The organism is Burkholderia sp. B10 (assembly GCF_004368385.1).
Taxonomy (GTDB): Bacteria; Pseudomonadota; Gammaproteobacteria; order Burkholderiales; family Burkholderiaceae; genus Burkholderia; species Burkholderia vietnamiensis.
Genome location: NZ_PQMX01000075.1, coordinates 1 through 18,160, shown reverse-complemented (window position 1 = coordinate 18,160; position 18,160 = coordinate 1). Strand labels below are relative to the sequence as shown.

Here is an 18,160-nt window from a genome sequence, read left to right as displayed (position 1 = left end):
GTGCGCGGCGGCGTGCATCGACGCATCAGACGAGGCCCTTCTTGCGCGTCGACAGCGCCGTCTCCGACAGATCGATCTCGCGGATCAGCTTCGTCAGCGTTTCGTCCGAGATGCGGCTTTCGCTGCGCAGCCGATACAGCACCGTGCGCTCCGCGCGCACCGCGGCGATCCGCATCTGCAGCTCCATCGTTTCGCTCTGATGCGCCTGCGCGCGCGGCGTCGGGCCGTCGTCGGCGAGCGAGGCGAGGCGGCGGCGGTACAGGTCCATCACGCGCGCCGAGATGTCCGCGCAGCGCGCGGCGCCCGATTCGTCGAGCGCGGCCGCGATCGCGTCGTGCGACGCGTCGATCGCGCGGATCGCGGCCTGCGCGGCGGCCGCGCGCGCGGCGCGCTCCTCGGCGGCGAGCGGGTTGCGCGCCGCGCGCATGCCGCGCAGCAGCAGCGGCAAGCCGATCATCGCGACGATCAGCGAGCCGAGGATCACCGCCGACGCGATGAAGATCGCGGCGTCGCGCCCCGGCAGCGGCGCGCCGTTCGACAGCGCGACCGGAATCGACAGCACGCCGGCGAGCGTGACCGCGCCGCGCACGCCGCCGACCGTCATCACCGCGATCGTGCGCACGCCGGCCATCGTGCCGGGCAGGCCCTGGCGCGCGGCGCGGCGGCTCGCGATCCAGCGCAGCAGCCACACCCACAGGAAGCGGATCGCATACAGCGCGACCATCATCGCGCAGACGTTGAAGATCATCCGGCCGACGAGCGCATCGCTCGTGTGGTGCGCGTCGACCAGCGCGCTGCCGATGATGTGCGGCAGCTGCAGCCCGAGCATGATGAACACCATGCCGTTGAACACGAACTCGATCATCGCCCACGTGCTCTCCGCGCGCACGCGCGACGCGACGGTGCTTTTGCGCGAGAAGCTCGTGTAATTCATCATCATCCCGGCCGACACGGCCGCGAGCACGCCCGACAGCTCGAGATGCTCGGCGAACAGGTAGGCGGCGAACGGCACCAGCAGCGTCATCACGATGCCGGGGGCCGGATCGCCTTCCTGCTCGGCGTTGAGAAAGCGCGTCGACAGCGCGCTGAACAGCCACGCGACGCCCGCGCCGGTGGCGAGCCCGCCGGCCGCGACGATCACGAACGTGATCGACGCGTCGCGCAGCGAGAACATGCCGGTGAGCGCGGCGGCGATCGCGAACTTCAGCGCGACGAGGCCCGACGCGTCGTTCATCAGCGCCTCGCCTTCGAGGATGTGCATCAGCTGCGGCGGAATGCGGCCCTTGCCGGCGATGCCGGACAGCGCCACCGCATCGGTCGGCGACAGCACGGCCGCGAGCGCGAACGCGATCGGCAGCGGCAACTCGGGTATCAGCCAGTGCGCGAAATACCCGACGGCGAGTACCGTCATGAACACGAGCCCGAACGCGAGCATCAGGATCGCGCGGCGCTGCATGTACAGTTCGCGCTTCGGGATCCGCCAGCCGTCGGCGAACAGCAGCGGCGGAATGAACAGCAGCATGAAGATCTCGGGATCGAACGTGACGTGCAGGTTCAGCCTGGGCCACGCGAGCATCGCGCCGAACGCGATCTGCATCAGCGGCAGCGGCAGCCGCAACGGCAGCACACGCGTGAGCGCGCCCGACAGCGCGACCGTGAGCAGCAGAATGAGGACGGTGAAGACGATTTCCATCGATACGGCACGAGGAGAATGGAACGACCGTACGCAGTGTAGCGTGACGACGTGCGCGCTGCGCTCGAGTGCGCCGGTGCGCGCGCACGCAAACGGTGCAGCACGGCTGCGCCAGGCTGGTGCGGCGGGCGCGCAGGCGCGTGCGGCATATGTGTTCAGCGCTTGCACGGAGCTTGCTTGATGCTTGCGTACCGTCCGGCAACGACCGGAGCACCGAGGAATTCACCATGACATTGCGCGCGCCGCCCCGTTCACCCACCACGTTCGGCCGCATCGGCAGGAGGCAGCCATGACCATCGTGCAGCAGGAGCGTCCGGCTGCCGCGTCGCCGTATCGTTTCGAGCGGGAGATGAGCTCCGGCTTCGAACGACTGGCGACCCAGCACCACGAGCTGACGCTCACGACCGTGTTTCAGCCGATCTTCAGCCTGTCGCACCAGCGCGCGGTGGGCTACGAGGCGCTGCTGCGCGCGCACGATCCGCTCGACCGTGCGGTGTCGCCGCTCGACGTGTTCGGCCAGGCCGCGCGCCAGGGCGAGCTGCTGCAGCTCGACCGGCTCGCGCAGGCGCTGCATCTCGAGAATTTCGCGCTGCTCGGCGCGGAGCGCGAATGGCTGTTTCTCAACGTGCATCCGGGCGTGCTGACCGACCCGTTCCAGGCCGCCGCGCTGCTCGCCAACCTGAAGCGGCTCGGCATGCCGCCGCGCCGCGTCGTGCTCGAAGTGCTCGAACAGCGCGCGGAAGACGTCGAGCGGCTCGCCGACGCCGTGCGCGAGTTTCGCGCGCAGGGCTTCCTGATCGCGCTCGACGATTTCGGCGCCGGCCACTCGAACATCGAGCGGATCTGGCAACTGAACCCGGACATCGTGAAGCTCGACCGCATCATGCTGTCGCACGCCGCGCATCGCACGGGGCTCACCGCGATCCTGCACGGGCTCGTCACGCTGTTGCACGAGGCCGGCAAGCTGGTGCTCGTCGAGGGGATCGAGACCGAGCACGACGCGCAGATCGCGCTGTCGTGCGAGGCCGATTTCGTGCAGGGCTATTACTTCGGCCGCCCGGCGCCCGGCTTGCCCGACAGCGCCGCGGCGACCGGCTGCATCGGCGAGCTGACCGAGCGCTTCCGGCAGCAATCCGAAGCGCGCGAGCGGCGCGATGCGCAGCGGCTCGCGCCGTACCTGCGCGCATTCGAACGCGCGGCCGAGCGGCTCGCGGCCGGCGAAGCGCTCGACGAGGTGTGCTGGAACTTTCTCGCGCTCGACGACGCCGCGCGCTGCTTCCTGCTCGACGCGCGCGGCCGTCAGTCCGGCCGCAACGTCGTGCTGCGCGCGGACCGCGCGCTCGCCGAGGCGCGGTTCTCGCCGCTGGCCGATGCGCAGGGCGCGAACTGGCTGCGCCGGCCGTATTTCCGCACCGCGATCGCCGAGCCGGGGCGCGTGCAGCTGACGCGCCCGTATCTGTCGATCAGCGAGGCGCAGCCGTGCGTGACCTTGTCGGTGGCCGTGCGCATCGGCGATGCGCTGCACGTGCTGTGCGGCGATATCGACTGGCGCGACGACACGGCCGACGGCGCGTAGGGCCGGCCCCGCGAACGAGTCTTTCCAAACAGGGGAGCAAGCCCGTTTTTCGCATGAACGGGCCGTAGCGCACCGACGGGCGGCGCGGGCCGGATGCTGGCGCGCGTCGCGCCGCTCGGCTAGGATGCGCGAATTGTCCAGACGATTCGCGAGCCTGCCGATGAACCGAACTGCCGCTTCCTCCGTCCTTCTCGAAGTCATCGCGACGACCGTCGGCGACGCGCGGGCCGCCGCGCGCGCGGGTGCCGACCGCCTCGAGCTCGTGACCGCGATCAGCGAAGGCGGGCTCACGCCGAGCGTGGGCCTGATCGAGGCCGTCGTCGCCGCGGTGCCGATTCCGGTCAACGTGATCGTGCGCCCGCACAGCCGCTCGTTCGTCTACGACGCCGACGACCTGCGCGTGATCGAGCGCGACGTGCGCGCGGCCGTCGCGGCCGGCGCGCACGGCGTCGTGTTCGGCGCGCTCGATGCGCACGGCGACGTCGATGTCGACGCGCTCGCGCGGATCGCGGCCGCCGCCGACGGGCGCGCGCTCACGTTCCACCGCGCCTTCGACGTCGCCCGCGATCTGAACGCCGCGTTCGACGCGCTGCTGCGCGTGCCGGCCGTCACGTCGGTGCTGACTTCGGGCGGCCATCCGTCGGTGCTCGACGCGGTCGCGACGATCACGCGGCTGGTGCGGCAGGCGGCCGGCACGACGTGCACGGTGCTGGCCGGCTCGGGGCTGACGGTCGATGCGGTCGGCGATTTCGTGCGCGCCACCGGCGTGCGGGCGGTGCATTTCGGCTCGGGCGTGCGGCCCCGAGGCGAAGTGCTCGCGCCCGTCGACGCGGAGCAGGTCGCGCGCGTGCGCGCCGCGCTCGACGGCGCGGCGGCGCACGTGTGAGGCGGTCGCCGGCGTTGCGCGCCGGCGTTGCGGAGAGAAAAAGCCGGCGGATGTCCCGGCTCGGAACGCTGACAAACCCCATGTTTTTCGGAGCATGGGGTTTTGTCGTTTACGCGGCAGCGTCGTTTGCGCGCTTCGTTCAGGCAAGCCCGCGAGATCGCCGAACAGCCGCTGCCCCGGCGCGTGGGAGCGCCGGAAGCCGCGCAGATCCGCCCGCCGTTTCGTGCGCGGCGGGCGAGCGCACTGACGCTTACGCGTCGGCGGACATCGCGTCCGCGTCGCTCGCGCGCATGCCGAGCCGCTCGAACAGCGCGCGATCCTTCTGCGATTGCGGGTTGCTCGTCGTCAGCAGCTGGTCGCCGTAGAACATCGAGTTCGCGCCCGCGAGGAAGCACAGTGCCTGCAGCCCGTCGTCGAGCTGCTCGCGGCCGGCCGACAGGCGCACGACGGCCTTCGGCATCGTGATGCGCGCGACCGCGATCGTGCGCACGAACTCGAACGGATCGAGCGGCGCGGTGCCTTCGAGCGGCGTGCCTTCGATCGCGACGAGGTTGTTGATCGGCACCGAATCCGGATACGGATTCAGGTTCGCGAGCTGCGAAATCAGCCCCGCGCGCTCGCGGCGCGACTCGCCCATCCCGATGATGCCGCCGCAGCACACGTTGATGCCCGCGTCGCGCACGCGGTCGAGCGTGTCGAGACGGTCCTGGTACGTGCGCGTCGAGATCACCTGGCCGTAGAACTCCGGCGACGTGTCGAGGTTGTGGTTGTAGTAGTCGAGGCCTGCGTGCGCGAGCTGCTGCGCCTGCTCGTCCTCGAGCATGCCGAGCGTCATGCAGGTCTCGAGGCCGAGCTCCTTCACGCCGCGCACCATCTCGGTCAGCGCCGGCATGTGGCGTTCTTTCGGATTGCGCCATGCGGCGCCCATGCAGAAGCGGCTCGCGCCGCTCGCCTTCGCCGCGCGCGCGGCCTCGAGCACCGCGTCGACGTCCATCAGCTTCTCGGCCTTCAGCCCCGTGTCGTGGTGCGACGACTGCGAGCAATAGCCGCAATCCTCCTCGCAGCCGCCCGTCTTGATCGACAGCAGCGTCGACAGCTGCACCGCGTTCGCATCGAAATGCTCGCGATGCACCTGCTGCGCGCGGAACATCAGGTCGTTGAACGGCAGCTCGAACAGCGCGACGACGTCGGCGACGCGCCAGCGCTGCGGCGTCGGTGCCGCGACGGGGATCGCGTCGGGTTGCACGGCGGCGGTCTGGGCTTGGGTCATGGTGGTTTTCCTGTGCTGGATGCGGGAACGTGGGGATGGGGGCGTCAATGCTGCGCGCGGCGCAGCGTGTCGACGAGCGCGGCGATGTCGAGCATCGCCGCGGCGGATTCGGGGGCGGCGGGCCGCAGGTGCGCCACGCGGCCGAGCAGCGGCGCGCGATGCTCGCGGGCGAGCCAGTCGCGAATCGTCGCGACGTTTTCGTCGGCGTACGACATCGCCGGATCGACGTGGTTCGCGACCCAGCCGGCGAGCGTGAGGCCGCGCTGGCGGATCGCGTCGGCCGTCAGCAGCGCATGGCTGATGCAGCCGAGCCGGATGCCGACGACGAGCACGACCGGCAAGCCGAGCGCGACCGCGAGATCGGCCGTGTCCTGCGTGTCGTTGAGCGGCACGCGAAAGCCGCCGACGCCTTCGACGACGACGACGTCCGCGCGCGTCAGCGCTTCGCGATGGCTCGCGACGATCGTGTCGATGTCGAGCGTCACGCCTTCGTGCGCGGCGACGATGTGCGGCGCGGCCGGCGCCTTCAGCAGGAACGGCGTGCGCAGCTCGGGCGGCAGCGCGACGTTCGCGGCGGCGTCGAGCTGGTCGGCGTCCTCATTGCGCCAGATGCCGTCGCGCTCGTACGCGCCGGCGGCGACCGGCTTCAGCGCGGCCGCGCGCAGTCCGTGCCGCGCGAAGCCGTGCAGCATCGCGGCCGATACGAAGGTCTTGCCGATCTCGGTGTCGGTGCCGGTGACGAAAACGGACAGTGCGGTGCTCATGCGCTCGCCTCGCTGGCTGCGATCAGCGCGGCTTCGAGCCGCGCGAGATCGTCGAACGAATGGGCGGCCGACAGCGAGATGCGCAGCCGCGACGTGCCGGCCGGCACCGTCGGCGGGCGGATCGCCGGCACCCACAGCCCGCGGGCGTCGAGCGCGCGCATCGCCGCGAGCGTCGCGTCGTTGCTGCCGATCACGAGCGGCTGCACGGCCGTGTGCGAATCGACCGGCTGCCAGCGCGTCGCGCGTAGCAGCGCGCGCGTGCGTTCGATCAGCGCGGCGAGATGCGCGCGGCGCGCGTCGCCTTCGTCGCCGCCGATCACCTTCAGGCTCGCCGACACCGCGTGCGCGACCGCCGGCGGCGCGGCCGTCGTGAAGATGTAGCTGCGCGCGCGCTGGATCATCCATTCGATCACGGTCTCGTGCGCGACGACGAACGCGCCGGCGACGCCCGCGGCCTTGCCGAGCGTGCCGACGTAGACGAGGTTCGGCGAGCGCAGCGCGGCGGCCGCGAGCGCACCGCGGCCTTGCGGGCCGAGCACGCCGAAGCCGTGCGCGTCGTCGACGACGAGCCATGCGCCGTGGCGTTCGGCCAGCGCGACGAGTTCGGCGAGCGGCGCGAGGTCGCCGTCCATGCTGAACACGGTGTCGCTGACGATCAGCTTCGTCGGCGCATCCGACGCATCGAGCAGCGCGCCGAGCGCGTGCATGTCGGCGTGCGGATAGATCTGCACGTTCGCGCGCGACAGCCGGATGCCGTCGATCAGCGACGCGTGGTTCAGCGCGTCGGAGAAGATCGTCGCCTGCTTGCCGGTGAGCGCCGTCATCGCGGCGAGGTTGGCCATGTAGCCGGTGCTGAAGTACAGCGCGCGCGGCGCGTCGGAGAAGCCGCCCGCGAAGCCGGCGAGTTCGTCCTCGAGGCGCGCGTGCGCGCGCGAATGGCCGCCGAGCAGATGCGAGCCGCCGCTGCCCGACCCGTAGCGCTGCGCGCCTTCGGCGAACGCGGCGACGAGCGCCGGATGGGCGGCGAGGCCGAGGTAATCGTTGCTCGCGAAGCCGACGATGTCGCGGCCGTCGACGCGCATGTGCGCGTCGCAGGCGGTGTCGGCGGTGCGGCGCACACGGCGCAGGCCCTGTGCGTCGAGCTCGGCGAGGCCGCGCTGCAGCGTGTCGAGCAGCGGCGTGGCGATGGGTGGCGAGACCGGCTTCATCGTGCGGCCTCCGCGAGCGTGGCGTCGAGCGAGTCGCGCGTGCGTTGCGCGAGCCACGCGATGTCGTCGTCGGTCATCACGTACGGCGGCATCAGGTACACGGTCGTGCCGATCGGGCGCAGCAGCAGTTCGCGCTCGAGCGCGCGCTCGAAGAAGCGGCGCGAGAAGCCGCGCGCCGCGTCGCCGTCGAGCGCGACGTCGAACGCGAACAGCGTGCCGCGCTCGCGCAGGTGGCGCACCTGCGGATGCGCGTCGAGCGGCGCGAGCGCGGCGCGCAGCGCGGCCGACTTGCGCGCGTTGGCGGCGAGCACGTCGTCGCGCGCGAACAGCTCGAGCGTGGCGACCGCCGCGCGGCACGCGAGCGGGTTGCCGGTGTACGAATGCGAATGCAGGAAGCCGCGCGTCGTGTCGTCGTCGTAGAACGCCGTGTACACGTCGTCGCGCGTGAGCACCAGCGACAACGGCAGATAGCCGCCGCTGATCCCTTTCGACAGGCACAGGAAATCGGGCCATACGCCGGCCTGCTCGCACGCGAAGAAGGTGCCGGTGCGGCCGCAACCGACCGCGATCTCGTCGGCGATCAGATGCACGCCGAACTCGTCGCACAGCGCGCGCAGCCCGCGCACGTACGACGGATCGTGCATCGCCATGCCGGCCGCGCACTGCACGAGCGGCTCGACGATCAGCGCGGCGATCTGCCCGGCGCGTTCGGCGAACAGGCGGCGTACGTCGCCGAGCGCGCGCTGCGCGACGTCGGCGGCCGTCTCGCCCGGCTGCGCGCCGCGCGCATCGGGCGAGGCGACCACGTGCGCGTTGCGGATCAGCGGGTCGTACGCATCCTTGAACAGCGCGACGTCGGTCACGCCGAGCGCGCCGATCGTCTCGCCGTGATAGCTGTTGGCGACGCACACGAATTCGCGCTTGTCCCCCTGGCCGCGATTGCGCCACGCGTGGAAGCTCATCTTCAGCGCGATCTCGACGGCCGATGCGCCGTCCGACGCGAAGAACGCGTGGCCGAGCGTGCGCGCGGTGAGCGCATGCAGCCGCTCGGCGAGTTCGATCGCCGGCTCGTGCGTGCAGCCGGCGAGCATCGCGTGCTCGAGCGTGTCGAGCTGGTCCTTCAGCGCGGCGTTGATGTGCGGATTCGCATGGCCGAACAGGTTCACCCACCACGAGCTGATCGCGTCGAAGTAGCGGCGGCCGTCGCGGTCGTACAGCCATACGCCGGCGCCGCGCGCGACGGGGACGAGCGGCAGGCGCTCGTGGTGTTTCATCTGGGTGCAGGGGTGCCAGACCGCGCGCAGGCTGCGCGCGACCCAGTCGTCGGTGGCTGGCGTACTCAAGGCAACTCCGGGAGACAAACGGCGGCGGGCATCGAACCGGATGCCGCGCGGCGACTGACGGAAAACGCGCTGAGATTAGCGTGTTCCGCGGCCCGTTGCACTACCGGTTACAAACGCCGCAAAGCCTTACGGGACGGGAGTTCGGCGCAGATCGGGGGCGCTCGCAACGGTACGCGCCAGATGCTCCGAAATGACCGCAGATGACGACGTTCGAGTGAGCCCACCCAACAGAAAAAAATCGTGGGAAAGCGGCGCGAGCGAGCCGGAAGAATCGGGGTTGGAAGGAGAAACGGGCGTGGTGTGGCGCCGCGCGGCTGAGCGGCAGCCGGCGGATCAGGCCGGCGAGAAAGCGGAGCGGGGGAGGGCGGAGAAAGTGCGGGGCGTCGCGCCCCGCAATATCAGCGCGAAGCCAGTGCGCGCGTGTCGGTGGTGGTTTCAGCGTCGCCGGTGTCGGCGGTTTGCGTCGTGTTGCCGCTCCACACGACGCGATCGTTCACCGCGTACAGCCGGCATGCGCCGGCGCTTTGCTTCGAGCAGTTGTCGAGCGCGAGCGCCATCGGATCGTCGCCGCCTTCGGCCCACGACCACGCGCCTTCCGACGACACCGCGAACGCGCGGCTCGGATGCTGGTTCAGGAAGTGCCGATAGCCTTCGCGGCCCGCTTCGTCGAGGAACGGCACCGCATCGACCGAATCGATCGACGCGTAGCCGGTCGCCTTCGGCTCGTGCGGGTTCGCGACCGCGTAGCGCACCGAGGTCGGCAGGTTCAGCTCCGCGAGGAACGCATGCACGGCCGGCCACCACACGGGCACGCCGTCGCGATCGACGATCAGCCGGTGGGCATCGTCCTTGTAGCGGCCGTAATCGACGAATTGCGCCTGCGTGCCGTGCGACACGTACGCGTCGTGCATCTGCGCGACGAGCCCGGGCGTCCACACGGAGTCGTTGTCGCCGTACAGCCACAGCGAGCGCACGCTCGTATGCGCGCCGTACTGGCCGAACGCGTCGACGAGGTTGCGCTGCCAGCCGTCGCAGAGATCCTGGCGCAGCCCGCCGGAGAAATTGATGATGCCGCGCACGCCCGGCGCCGCTTCGGTGCCGTACGCGACCGACACGAGCCCGCCGTGCGACGTGCCCGCGACGACGATGCGCGACGCATCGACGTACGGCTGATGCGACATGTAGCGCACGGTGGCGTCGACGTCGGCCGCTTGCGCGAGGCCGTTCTTGCCGACGTTGCAGCCTTCCTGCCGGTAGGTGCCGCCCGAACCGGCGAAGCCCTGGCGGTTCGGTGCGATCACCGCATAGCCGCGGCGCACGAATTCACGGGCGAACGCGAGCGGCCGGCTGCGCGGCTGCTGATGCAGATCGCCGGTGTTCTTGCCGTGATTGAAGACGACGAGCGGGAACGGGCCGGGGCCGTTCGGCTTGAACAGCGTGGCTTCGAGCATCACCGAGCCCGACGCATCGGCCGGAATGCTGATGATCTGTTCGTTGAGGTTGGCGGCGACCTGCGGGAGACCCGAAGTGCCGTAATCGAAGCGCTCGGCGCGTGCGAGCGAGCCGCCGGTCGCACCGGCGTTCGTACCGACGTTGACGGTCGACAGCGTACCGGCCTGAGCGGCCGACAGCACGCTGGCCGCCATCCATCCCACCAATGCTTTGCTGAACGCCATTCGTAAGCCCTGCCATGCAACATGACCGATCTGACAGCCATCCTAGCCCGACAAATTCGGGTTGTGCAATGCGGGAATTACCCGGCGTCTGACACAGCAACTATTTGTCAGCGTTCGCTTACTTCGCCGTCGACATAGCGCCAGAAACCGCGCTCGTCGCGCTCGAACCGGCTGGTTTCGTGCAGCCGGTACGCACGGCCGCCGACCTTGTAGCGCGCGACGAACTCGACCTGCGCGTGGCTCGCGTCGACGGGCGTGTGGCGCTTGATCGCAAGGCCGAGCCAGCGCGGCGCGTCGGGCGCGGCCGGATCGGCGTCGAGATCGGCCGGGCAGGTGCGCGCGTCCCAGGTCGCGCGCAGGTAGTCGGTCGCGCCGAGCACATAGGCGCTATAGCGCGAGCGCATCAACTCCAGCGCGCTCGGCGCGGCTTCGCCGCCGTCGATGAAGCGGCCGCAGCATGCCGCATAGCGCGGCGCCGCGGTTTTGCCGGCCGGGGCCGGCGATGCGCCGCCGCACGGGCACGCATCGGGTCGGTTCGAAATCATGAGAATCGTGAATTGACGACGTCGGGTTGCGACCTCGGCTTACCAGCTGAGCTCGACGCCGTCGTACTGGAGGAAACGGCCGTTGGCGCGCGATACGTCCGCGCCGGCCTCGGCGATCACGCGGCGCATGCCGGTCACGCTCGTTTCCGGATCGATCGCGGCTTCTGCGCCGCCCATGTCGGTGCGCACCCAGCCGGGATGCAGCGAGATACACGCAGCGTGGCGCGTCTGCAGCGACGCGATGCGCAGCACGTCGTTCAGCGCCGCCTTGCTCGCGCGGTACAGCCAGCCGGTCGTGCCGGTCGCGTCGGCGATACTCCCCATCCGGCTCGACACCACGGCCAGCACGCCGCGCGCGTCCTCGACGAGCGGCAGCACGATCGGCAGCAGCTGCATCGGCCCGCGCACGTTGGTGTGCATCACCGCGTCGAAGTCCTCGTTGCCGATCGTCTCGACGCCTTCGGTGCGCGGCCCGTAGACGCCCGACACCAGAACGGCCGCGTCGAGCCGCTCGCCGTCGAGCTTCCAGCCGAGCGCCGCGATCTGCTCGGGCTGCGCGATGTCGAGCGCATGCGCCTGGGCGCCTGAGGCCCGCAGCGCCGCGAGCGACGCGTCGTCGCGCGCGGTCGCGATCACGTTCCAGCCGTCGCGCCGGTATTGCCGGACGAATTCGCGCCCGAGGCCGCGCGATGCGCCGACGATCAGTACGGTTTTCATGTTCGCCGCTCCTTTGGTTTGCGCCGCCGTCGCGGCAGCGCCGTGTGTCGGGTCGATGCGGTGCGCGTCGCGCCCGTTACGATTACTGCGCGTCGTCGCACGGCTTGAGCGTGTCGGCGACCGCCTGCGCGACGTGTTCGAGATGCGCGGCGTCCGCGGCGACCATGTCGTTGTCCGGCGCATGCTGGCCGCGGGCGGTGAGCGCCGCGACGCAGCGCCGGTAGGTCGCCTCGAGCGCGTCGAACCGCGATACGGACATCCCGAGGTTGCGCATCCGGCCGTCGTGCACGCCGTACACGAGCGCGTGCACGGTGAGCGACTGGCCGCGCGCCCACGCGTCGTTGACGATCGTCGCGCGGCACACGTTGACGACCTGCTCGATCGCGTTCAGCTCGATCAGCCGGCGATAGCGCGCTTCGCCCACCGGCCATTCGTCGAGCAGCGCCGCGTGGCGCTCGCGCACGTCCTGCACGTGATGCAGCCAGTTGTCGGCGAGGCCGACGCGGCGGTTGTGCAGCGCGGCGTTCACGCCGGAGCAGCCGTAATGGCCGACCACCATGATGTGCTTCACGCGCAGGATGTCGACCGCGAACTGGATCACCGACAGGCAGTTCAGGTCGCTGTGTACGACGACGTTCGCGATGTTCCGATGCACGAACACTTCGCCGGGCGGCAGGCCGATGATCTGGTTGGCCGGCACGCGCGAATCCGAGCAGCCGATCCACAGATATTCGGGTGCCTGCTGGTCGGCCAGCCGCGTGAAGAATTCGGGATCCTCGGCGAGCTGGCGCTTGACCCACGCGTCGTTGTTGGCGAAGAGATGCGAAAGCGGATTGTCCTGGGTGTTCATCGATGTGGATTCCATTGGCGGAAGTCGGGGCGACGGCGCGCGCGGGCGAGCTGCGTCGCCCGTGCGTCAGGCGGCGCGCTGCGCGGCGCCGGCGCCGTCGTCGTGGTCCGGCGTCGCGTCGAAGCGGGCGGCATAGCGCACGCAAAAGCGCAGCGACGTGTCGTACGGGTAAAAATCGGGCAATTCGCCCTGCAACAGCTTGTCCTTGCTCGCTTGCCACAGCGCCGGGTCGAAAAAGTCCGCGTGGTGCTTCATGAACACGGTGCGCACGCGCGGGTCGCCGAGCAGGAACGGACCGTAGGTTTCCGGAAAGATGTCGTGCGGGCCGACGGTATACCACGGTTCGCCCGACAGTTCGTCTTCCTCGTTGCGCGGCGGCGGCACGCGCCGCACGTTGCAGTCGGTCAGGTATTCGATCTCGTCGTAGTCGTAGAACACCACGCGGCCGTGGCGCGTGACGCCGAAGTTCTTGTACAGCATGTCGCCGGGGAAGATGTTGGCCTTCATCAGCTCCTTCACCGCGTTGCCGTACTCCTTCACGCCGTGCTCGATGTCCGCGTCGCTGCCGTTCTGCAGGTACAGGTTCAGCGGCGTCATCCGCCGCTCGATGTACAGATGCTCGATCACGAGGTTGTCGTCCTCGTATTCGAGCAGCGACGGCACTTCCTTCTCGAGCTCGCGCACGAGCGCATGGTCGAGCCGCGACAGCGGCAGCGCGACGCTCGAATATTCGAGCGTGTCGGCCATCCGGCCGAGCCGGTCGTGGCGCTTCACGAGCTGGTACTTCTCCATGATCTGCGCGCGCGTGGTTTCCTTCGGCGGCGGGAAGTGATCCTTGATGATCTTGAACACGTACGGGAACGACGGCAGCGTGAACACCAGCATCACGAGGCCCTTGATGCCGGGCGCGATGATGAAGCGGTCGCTCGAATGCGACAGATGGTGCAGCAGATCGCGGTAGAACAGGTTCTTGCCCTGCTTCTGCAGGCCCACCGACGTGTAGATCTCGGCCTTCGGCTTGCCGGGCATGATGGTGCAGAGGAAGTCCACGTACGCGGACGGCACGCCCATGTCGACCAGGAAGTACGAGTGCGAGAAGCTGAAGATCACCTGCAGCAGCTCGCGGCGCAGCAGCACCGTATCGACCGCGAGCACGCCGGCGCGCACGTGGCGGATCGGCATCGCGAACGGCAGCACGCGATCGGCGTTGATGATGCGGCCGATGATGTACGCGCTCTTGTTGCGGAAGAACAGCGACGACAGCACGTGAATCTGGAAATTGGGCGCCGCATCGAACTGGCCGAACTCGTCGTCGATCGCCTGCATCACGCAGCCGATGTCGCGCGTGAGGTCCTCGAACGGCGGCTCGAGCTGGAAGTTCGTGACGATGCGCTCGAGCGTGGCCGCGAGCCCGTCGGTGCCCGGATAGTACGCGCGATAGGTCGGCTTCGCGGCCGGCTCGTCGTTCTCCAGGTATTCGGTCGAGATCGCCGGCCGCACGAAGATGAAGTCGTTGTTGAAATACGAACGGTGCAGGATCTTGCAGCAGACCGAATTGAAGAAGGTTTCGGCGCACTCGGGCTGGCGATGCGACGTGAGCAGCCCGATGTAGTGCAGCTTGATCTGCTGCCACACTTCGTCGTCGATGTTCTCGGCGTCGTATTCGTCCTCGAGCAGCTCGACGCATTCCTTCACGCGCTCGTCGTACGACGTGATCCGCTCGCGTGCGAGGCGCTGCAGCCCGTGCCAGTCGCCGCGCTCGTACAGCGTCTTCGCTTCGACGGCGGCTTCCCGAAAGATCCGGTAGTGGCGGTCGAAGTATTCGAGCATCGTCTGCGCGATGTCGAAACCGATCTGCGACGACAGCAGTTTGGGGAAGTGATTCATGCGTGCAGGCTCGTTCGAGAGGGACCGTAGAGGGACCGTAAGCACTCGCCATTCTAGCGCCCAAGTCGGCGTTTCAATGATTTCCGCGACGCCGCGCCGACGGCCGTCACAACGCGCGTTGTGCGCCGTTGCAGGCGGTTCGGTGCATCTTCGCGCAAAGATGCGGGTACGGAACCGATTCTGGCACGAACTTTTTTCGCGCGGCGAACGCGCGCCGCACGGCCCGCATCGCGCGGCGGCGCTAGAATCGACGCGATAAGCGCAGCGGCGCGCGCGTCGTCCGCCGGGTGCGGGCTCGGGCTCGGGCCGCCCGCGCCCGGATCGCCGCGCATTGGCACGCCATTGCCCACCATTACACGCCTTTCGCACCGCAGGTGCGCCGCGTGTGTACCGATAACGACGAGACACCCCACCGATGAACGCACTGGAACACCAACTCGACTATCCGTTCGCCGACACGCTGCCCGCCGCGGGCGACACGTTCGAGGTCGCGCCGGGCGTGCGCTGGCTGCGCATGCCGCTGCCGTTTTCGCTCGACCACATCAACCTGTGGCTGCTGCGCGACGAGATCGACGGGCAGGCCGGCTGGACGATCGTCGACTGCGGGATCGCGTCGGACGCGATCCGCACGCACTGGGAACACATCTTCGACACGCAGCTCGACGGGCTGCCGGTGCTGCGCGTGCTGGTCACGCATTGCCACCCCGATCACTTCGGTCTCGCCAACTGGCTCTGCGAAGGCGGCGAGCGCGGCCGCTGGAACGTGCGGCTGTGGATGACGCTCGGCGAATACATGTTCGGCTGCCTGATGGCGGCCGGCAACGGCTCGAACGCGGGCGGCGCGGCGGCGGCCGAGCATTTCGCGCGTCATGGCCTCACCGATCCGGTCGCGCTCGACAAGCTGCGCAGCCGCCGCAGCTACTACTCGGACCTCGTGCCGGCCGTGCCGCCGCGCTACCGGCGCCTGCGCGACGGCGACGCGGTGACGATCGGCGCGCGCACCTGGCGCGTCGTCACCGGCTACGGGCATTCGCCTGAACATTGCGCGCTCCACAGCGAAGCGGACGGCGTGCTGATTTCCGGCGACATGGTGCTGCCGCGCATCTCGACCAACGTGTCGGTGTTCGATCTCGAGCCGGAAGCGAACCCGCTTGCGCTGTATCTGGAATCGCTCGGCCGCTACGAGACGATGGCGCCCGACACGCTCGTGCTGCCGTCGCACGGCAAGCCGTTCCGCGGCGTGCGCACGCGCATCGCGCAACTGCGCGCGCACCACGACGCGCGTCTCGACGAAGTGCGTGCCGAGTGTGCCGAACGCCCGGCGAGCGCGGCCGACATCGTGCCGATCATGTTCCGCCGCCGCGAGCTCGACATCCATCAGATGACGTTCGCGCTCGGCGAGGCGCTCGCGCACCTGAACCTGCTGTGGCTTGCCGGCGAGCTCGTGCGCGAGCAGGGCGACGACGGCATGCTGCGGTTCCGCGGCGTGCGCTGAGGGCGTGGTGGCGTCGTTACGCGGCGGCGCGGCGCGGCGCAGGCCGGCGCGCTGTCGTTGCGTGGTGTGGTTGGGGCGGGCGAGACGGCGAACGCACGCGTCGTGCGTCGCGGCCTCGATTGGGTCGGGAATGCCGGCCAGCGCGGCTTCGATCGCGCGCGCCGATTCGAGATCGAGGCGTGTGGTCAGCTTGTCGAGCAGCAGCAACTAACTGCGCGTGCGTGCGGTGCCGCAACGCGCATCCGACTCTTGGCGGCCAGCGGCGGGTGCCGCTGGCGGTGAGATGAGACGCGCCGTGCATGCGAGGCATGCACGTGCGCCGCACACGCCTACTGCACGGACACCGTCGTGAAGTTCTGACGGCCGAACGGGCTCACGCGATAGCCGCTCACGTTCGCGCGCGTGAGCGCGGCCGCAGTCGGGTAGCCGAGCGGAATCCACAGCGCCTGGTCGTGGATGATCTTCTGCGCCGCTTCGTACAGCTTCGCGCGCTTGGCCTGATCGGCGGTCGCCTTGCCGTCGGCGATCAGCTTGTCGAGCTGCGCGTCGCAGAAACGCGCGAAGTTGATGCCCGACTTCACCGCGTTGCAGCTGAACAGCGGCGTCAGGTAATTGTCCGGATCGCCGTTGTCGCCGGCCCAGCCCATGAACAGCATGTCGTGCTGGCCGAGCTTCGCCTGCTTGATCAGCTCGCCCCATTCGATCACCTTCACGTCGGCCTTCACGCCGATCTTCGCGAGGTCGGCCTGCAGCAGCTCGGCGCCGGCCTTCGGGTTCGGGTTCAGCACGCTGCCGGTCGGGCGCGTCCAGATCGTCGTCGTGAAGCCGTTCGGGAAGCCGGCCTGCGCGAGCAGTTGCTTCGCCTTCGCCGGATCGTACGGATACGGCGCGAGGTCCTTCGCGTAGCTCCACGTGTTCGGCGGATACGGGTTGTTCGCGGCCGTCGCCGTGTTGTCGAACACGACCTTCAGATAGGTCGCGCGATCGAAGGCGAGGTTCAGCGCCTCGCGCACCTTGTCGTTGTCGAGCGGCCTTTTCTGCGTGTTCAGCGCGACGAACGCGGTCATGAACGCGGGCGTCTGCACGACCTTCAGCGCGCTTTCGCCCTTCGCGGCGAGCACGTCCTGCGGCTTCGGCGACAGCGCGATCTGGCATTCGCCGGCCTTCACCTTCTGCATGCGCACCGACGCGTCGGGCGTGATCGCGTAGATCAGCCGGTCGACCTTCGGCTTCGCGCCCCAGTAGCTCGGGTTCACGTCGTAGCGGATCAGCGCGTCCTTCGTATAGCTCTTCAGCACGAACGGGCCGGTGCCGATCGGCTTCGCGTTCAGGTCGGCCTGCTTGCCGGCCTTCAGCAGCTGGTCCGCGTATTCGGCCGAGTAGATCGACGCGAAGCCCATCGTCAGGATCGGCACGAACGTCGCGTTCGGCTCGTTCAGCACGAACTTCACGGTGCTGTCGTCGACTTTCGAGACCGACTTCACGAGCTTCGCGAGGCCCATCGACTGCGCGTGCGGGAAGCCGCTCGCGCCGGCCACCTTGTGCCACGGGTTCGAATCGTCGAGCATCCGCGCGAACGTGAAGACGACGTCGTCGGCGTTCAGCGGGCGGCCAGGCTTGAAGTAGTCCGTGGTCTGGAACGCGACGTTCGGGCGCAGATGGAACGTGTAGGTGAGGCCGTCGGCGCTCGCTTCCCATTTGTCGGCGAGCGCGGGGACGACCTTTTTGGTCGCTTCGTCGTACGACACGAGCGTATTGAAGATCACGTCGGCCGACGCGTTGGTGGTGACGAGCGAGTTGTACTGCACGACGTCGAAGCCGTCGGGGCTCGACTCGGTGCAAACGGTGAGCGGCTTGGCGGCGGCGACGCCCGGAGCGGCGACGGCGGCGGCCAGTGCCGCCGCGGCGAACAGCTTGACGTGCATAGGTTCTCCCACGTGACTTGTGATTTTTGCGCGGTGTCGGAATGCGGCGCGGCCCGGCGAGGCCGGGCCGGCGCGGCTGGCGAATAGGATACCGTCAAAGCGCGCGCGGCGTGGGTAAAGGCGCCGGAACGCGGCGAATTGCGCGACAAACGGGTGCGTTCGCGACGGAATGCGTGCTGGGGCGGCGGCGCGGTGGGGTGGGCGGTGGCGCGGGGAGGGAAGTGGCGGAAGCAACGAGAAGCCCGGCGCGGCTGGCTGGCGGCAGCGATGCTTCGTGCGGGTGTTTGGCGCACGGCGCGGCGCGGGGTGCGCGATGCGTGAAGCG

Annotated in this window: 14 protein-coding genes; 3 read left to right on the top strand and 11 right to left on the bottom strand. The window is 69.3% G+C overall.

Annotated elements, in window-relative coordinates:
• Positions 1-25 precede the first annotated feature (25 nt).
• Positions 26-1,693, bottom strand: coding sequence for a Na+/H+ antiporter (locus tag C3Y15_RS26505; protein WP_014723754.1), 1,668 nt, complete (start codon positions 1,691-1,693; stop codon positions 26-28).
• A 289-nt stretch (positions 1,694-1,982) separates the two neighbouring features.
• On the opposite strand from C3Y15_RS26505, the gene C3Y15_RS26500 reads away from it, so the two are divergent.
• Together C3Y15_RS26500 and C3Y15_RS26495 are read left to right on the top strand one after the other, a co-directional pair.
• Positions 1,983-3,269 (top strand): EAL domain-containing protein, encoded by a 1,287-nt coding sequence (locus C3Y15_RS26500; RefSeq protein ID WP_011886184.1) that lies wholly within the window; start codon positions 1,983-1,985, stop codon positions 3,267-3,269.
• A 160-nt stretch (positions 3,270-3,429) separates the two neighbouring features.
• Positions 3,430-4,155 carry a copper homeostasis protein CutC gene (locus tag C3Y15_RS26495; protein WP_011886183.1) on the top strand — a complete coding sequence of 242 codons (726 nt, stop codon included), beginning with the start codon at positions 3,430-3,432 and terminating at the stop codon, positions 4,153-4,155.
• Between the two features lie 250 nt (positions 4,156-4,405).
• Here the strand turns inward: C3Y15_RS26495 and bioB are convergent, their stop codons facing one another.
• From bioB to aceK, 9 genes are all read right to left on the bottom strand, one after another.
• A complete protein-coding gene (gene bioB / locus C3Y15_RS26490; protein WP_011886182.1) occupies positions 4,406-5,425 on the bottom strand; it encodes a biotin synthase BioB in 1,020 nt (339 codons plus the stop codon).
• A gap of 44 nt (positions 5,426-5,469) precedes the next feature.
• Positions 5,470-6,189: a dethiobiotin synthase gene (bioD, locus tag C3Y15_RS26485; RefSeq protein ID WP_045578732.1), complete on the bottom strand. Its 720-nt coding sequence runs from the start codon at positions 6,187-6,189 to the stop codon at positions 5,470-5,472.
• Positions 6,186-7,397: an 8-amino-7-oxononanoate synthase gene (gene bioF / locus C3Y15_RS26480; RefSeq protein ID WP_046429145.1), complete on the bottom strand. Its 1,212-nt coding sequence runs from the start codon at positions 7,395-7,397 to the stop codon at positions 6,186-6,188. Before bioF ends, bioD begins: the two co-directional genes overlap by 4 nt.
• Complete coding sequence (gene bioA, locus C3Y15_RS26475) at positions 7,394-8,740, bottom strand: adenosylmethionine--8-amino-7-oxononanoate transaminase (RefSeq protein ID WP_069246342.1); 1,347 nt, start codon at positions 8,738-8,740, stop codon at positions 7,394-7,396. Before bioA ends, bioF begins: the two co-directional genes overlap by 4 nt.
• Positions 8,741-9,138: 398 nt before the next feature.
• A complete protein-coding gene (locus C3Y15_RS26470) occupies positions 9,139-10,416 on the bottom strand; it encodes a CocE/NonD family hydrolase (RefSeq protein ID WP_059461189.1) in 1,278 nt (425 codons plus the stop codon).
• A 107-nt stretch (positions 10,417-10,523) separates the two neighbouring features.
• On the bottom strand, positions 10,524-10,961 hold the full coding sequence (locus C3Y15_RS26465; protein WP_011886177.1) for a YchJ family protein: 438 nt from the start codon (positions 10,959-10,961) through the stop codon (positions 10,524-10,526).
• Between the two features lie 39 nt (positions 10,962-11,000).
• Complete coding sequence (locus C3Y15_RS26460) at positions 11,001-11,678, bottom strand: SDR family oxidoreductase (protein WP_046429150.1); 678 nt, start codon at positions 11,676-11,678, stop codon at positions 11,001-11,003.
• An 82-nt stretch (positions 11,679-11,760) separates the two neighbouring features.
• Positions 11,761-12,528, bottom strand: a complete 768-nt coding sequence (gene can, locus C3Y15_RS26455; protein ID WP_011886175.1) for a carbonate dehydratase — start codon at positions 12,526-12,528, stop codon at positions 11,761-11,763.
• Between the two features lie 66 nt (positions 12,529-12,594).
• On the bottom strand, positions 12,595-14,415 hold the full coding sequence (gene aceK, locus C3Y15_RS26450; RefSeq protein ID WP_059461190.1) for a bifunctional isocitrate dehydrogenase kinase/phosphatase: 1,821 nt from the start codon (positions 14,413-14,415) through the stop codon (positions 12,595-12,597).
• A gap of 415 nt (positions 14,416-14,830) precedes the next feature.
• Between aceK and C3Y15_RS26440 the strand changes: the two genes are divergently transcribed.
• Positions 14,831-15,910 carry an MBL fold metallo-hydrolase gene (locus C3Y15_RS26440; RefSeq protein WP_014723748.1) on the top strand — a complete coding sequence of 360 codons (1,080 nt, stop codon included), beginning with the start codon at positions 14,831-14,833 and terminating at the stop codon, positions 15,908-15,910.
• A gap of 329 nt (positions 15,911-16,239) precedes the next feature.
• Here the strand turns inward: C3Y15_RS26440 and C3Y15_RS26435 are convergent, their stop codons facing one another.
• The gene (locus C3Y15_RS26435; RefSeq protein ID WP_011886171.1) at positions 16,240-17,835 is read right to left on the bottom strand and encodes an ABC transporter substrate-binding protein; all 1,596 of its coding nucleotides are present in this window, start codon (positions 17,833-17,835) and stop codon (positions 16,240-16,242) included.
• Positions 17,836-18,160: the final 325 nt, after the last annotated feature.

Coding starts and splice junctions, on each gene's coding strand:
- C3Y15_RS26505 (WP_014723754.1), bottom strand. CDS start 1,693: ATGGAAATCGTCTTCACCGTCCTCATTCTGCTGCTCACGGTCGCGCTG.
- C3Y15_RS26500 (WP_011886184.1), top strand. CDS start 1,983: ATGACCATCGTGCAGCAGGAGCGTCCGGCTGCCGCGTCGCCGTATCGT.
- C3Y15_RS26495 (WP_011886183.1), top strand. CDS start 3,430: ATGAACCGAACTGCCGCTTCCTCCGTCCTTCTCGAAGTCATCGCGACG.
- bioB (WP_011886182.1), bottom strand. CDS start 5,425: ATGACCCAAGCCCAGACCGCCGCCGTGCAACCCGACGCGATCCCCGTC.
- bioD (WP_045578732.1), bottom strand. CDS start 6,189: ATGAGCACCGCACTGTCCGTTTTCGTCACCGGCACCGACACCGAGATC.
- bioF (WP_046429145.1), bottom strand. CDS start 7,397: ATGAAGCCGGTCTCGCCACCCATCGCCACGCCGCTGCTCGACACGCTG.
- C3Y15_RS26470 (WP_059461189.1), bottom strand. CDS start 10,416: ATGGCGTTCAGCAAAGCATTGGTGGGATGGATGGCGGCCAGCGTGCTG.
- C3Y15_RS26465 (WP_011886177.1), bottom strand. CDS start 10,961: ATGATTTCGAACCGACCCGATGCGTGCCCGTGCGGCGGCGCATCGCCG.
- C3Y15_RS26460 (WP_046429150.1), bottom strand. CDS start 11,678: ATGAAAACCGTACTGATCGTCGGCGCATCGCGCGGCCTCGGGCGCGAA.
- can (WP_011886175.1), bottom strand. CDS start 12,528: ATGAACACCCAGGACAATCCGCTTTCGCATCTCTTCGCCAACAACGAC.
- aceK (WP_059461190.1), bottom strand. CDS start 14,415: ATGAATCACTTCCCCAAACTGCTGTCGTCGCAGATCGGTTTCGACATC.
- C3Y15_RS26440 (WP_014723748.1), top strand. CDS start 14,831: ATGAACGCACTGGAACACCAACTCGACTATCCGTTCGCCGACACGCTG.
- C3Y15_RS26435 (WP_011886171.1), bottom strand. CDS start 17,835: ATGCACGTCAAGCTGTTCGCCGCGGCGGCACTGGCCGCCGCCGTCGCC.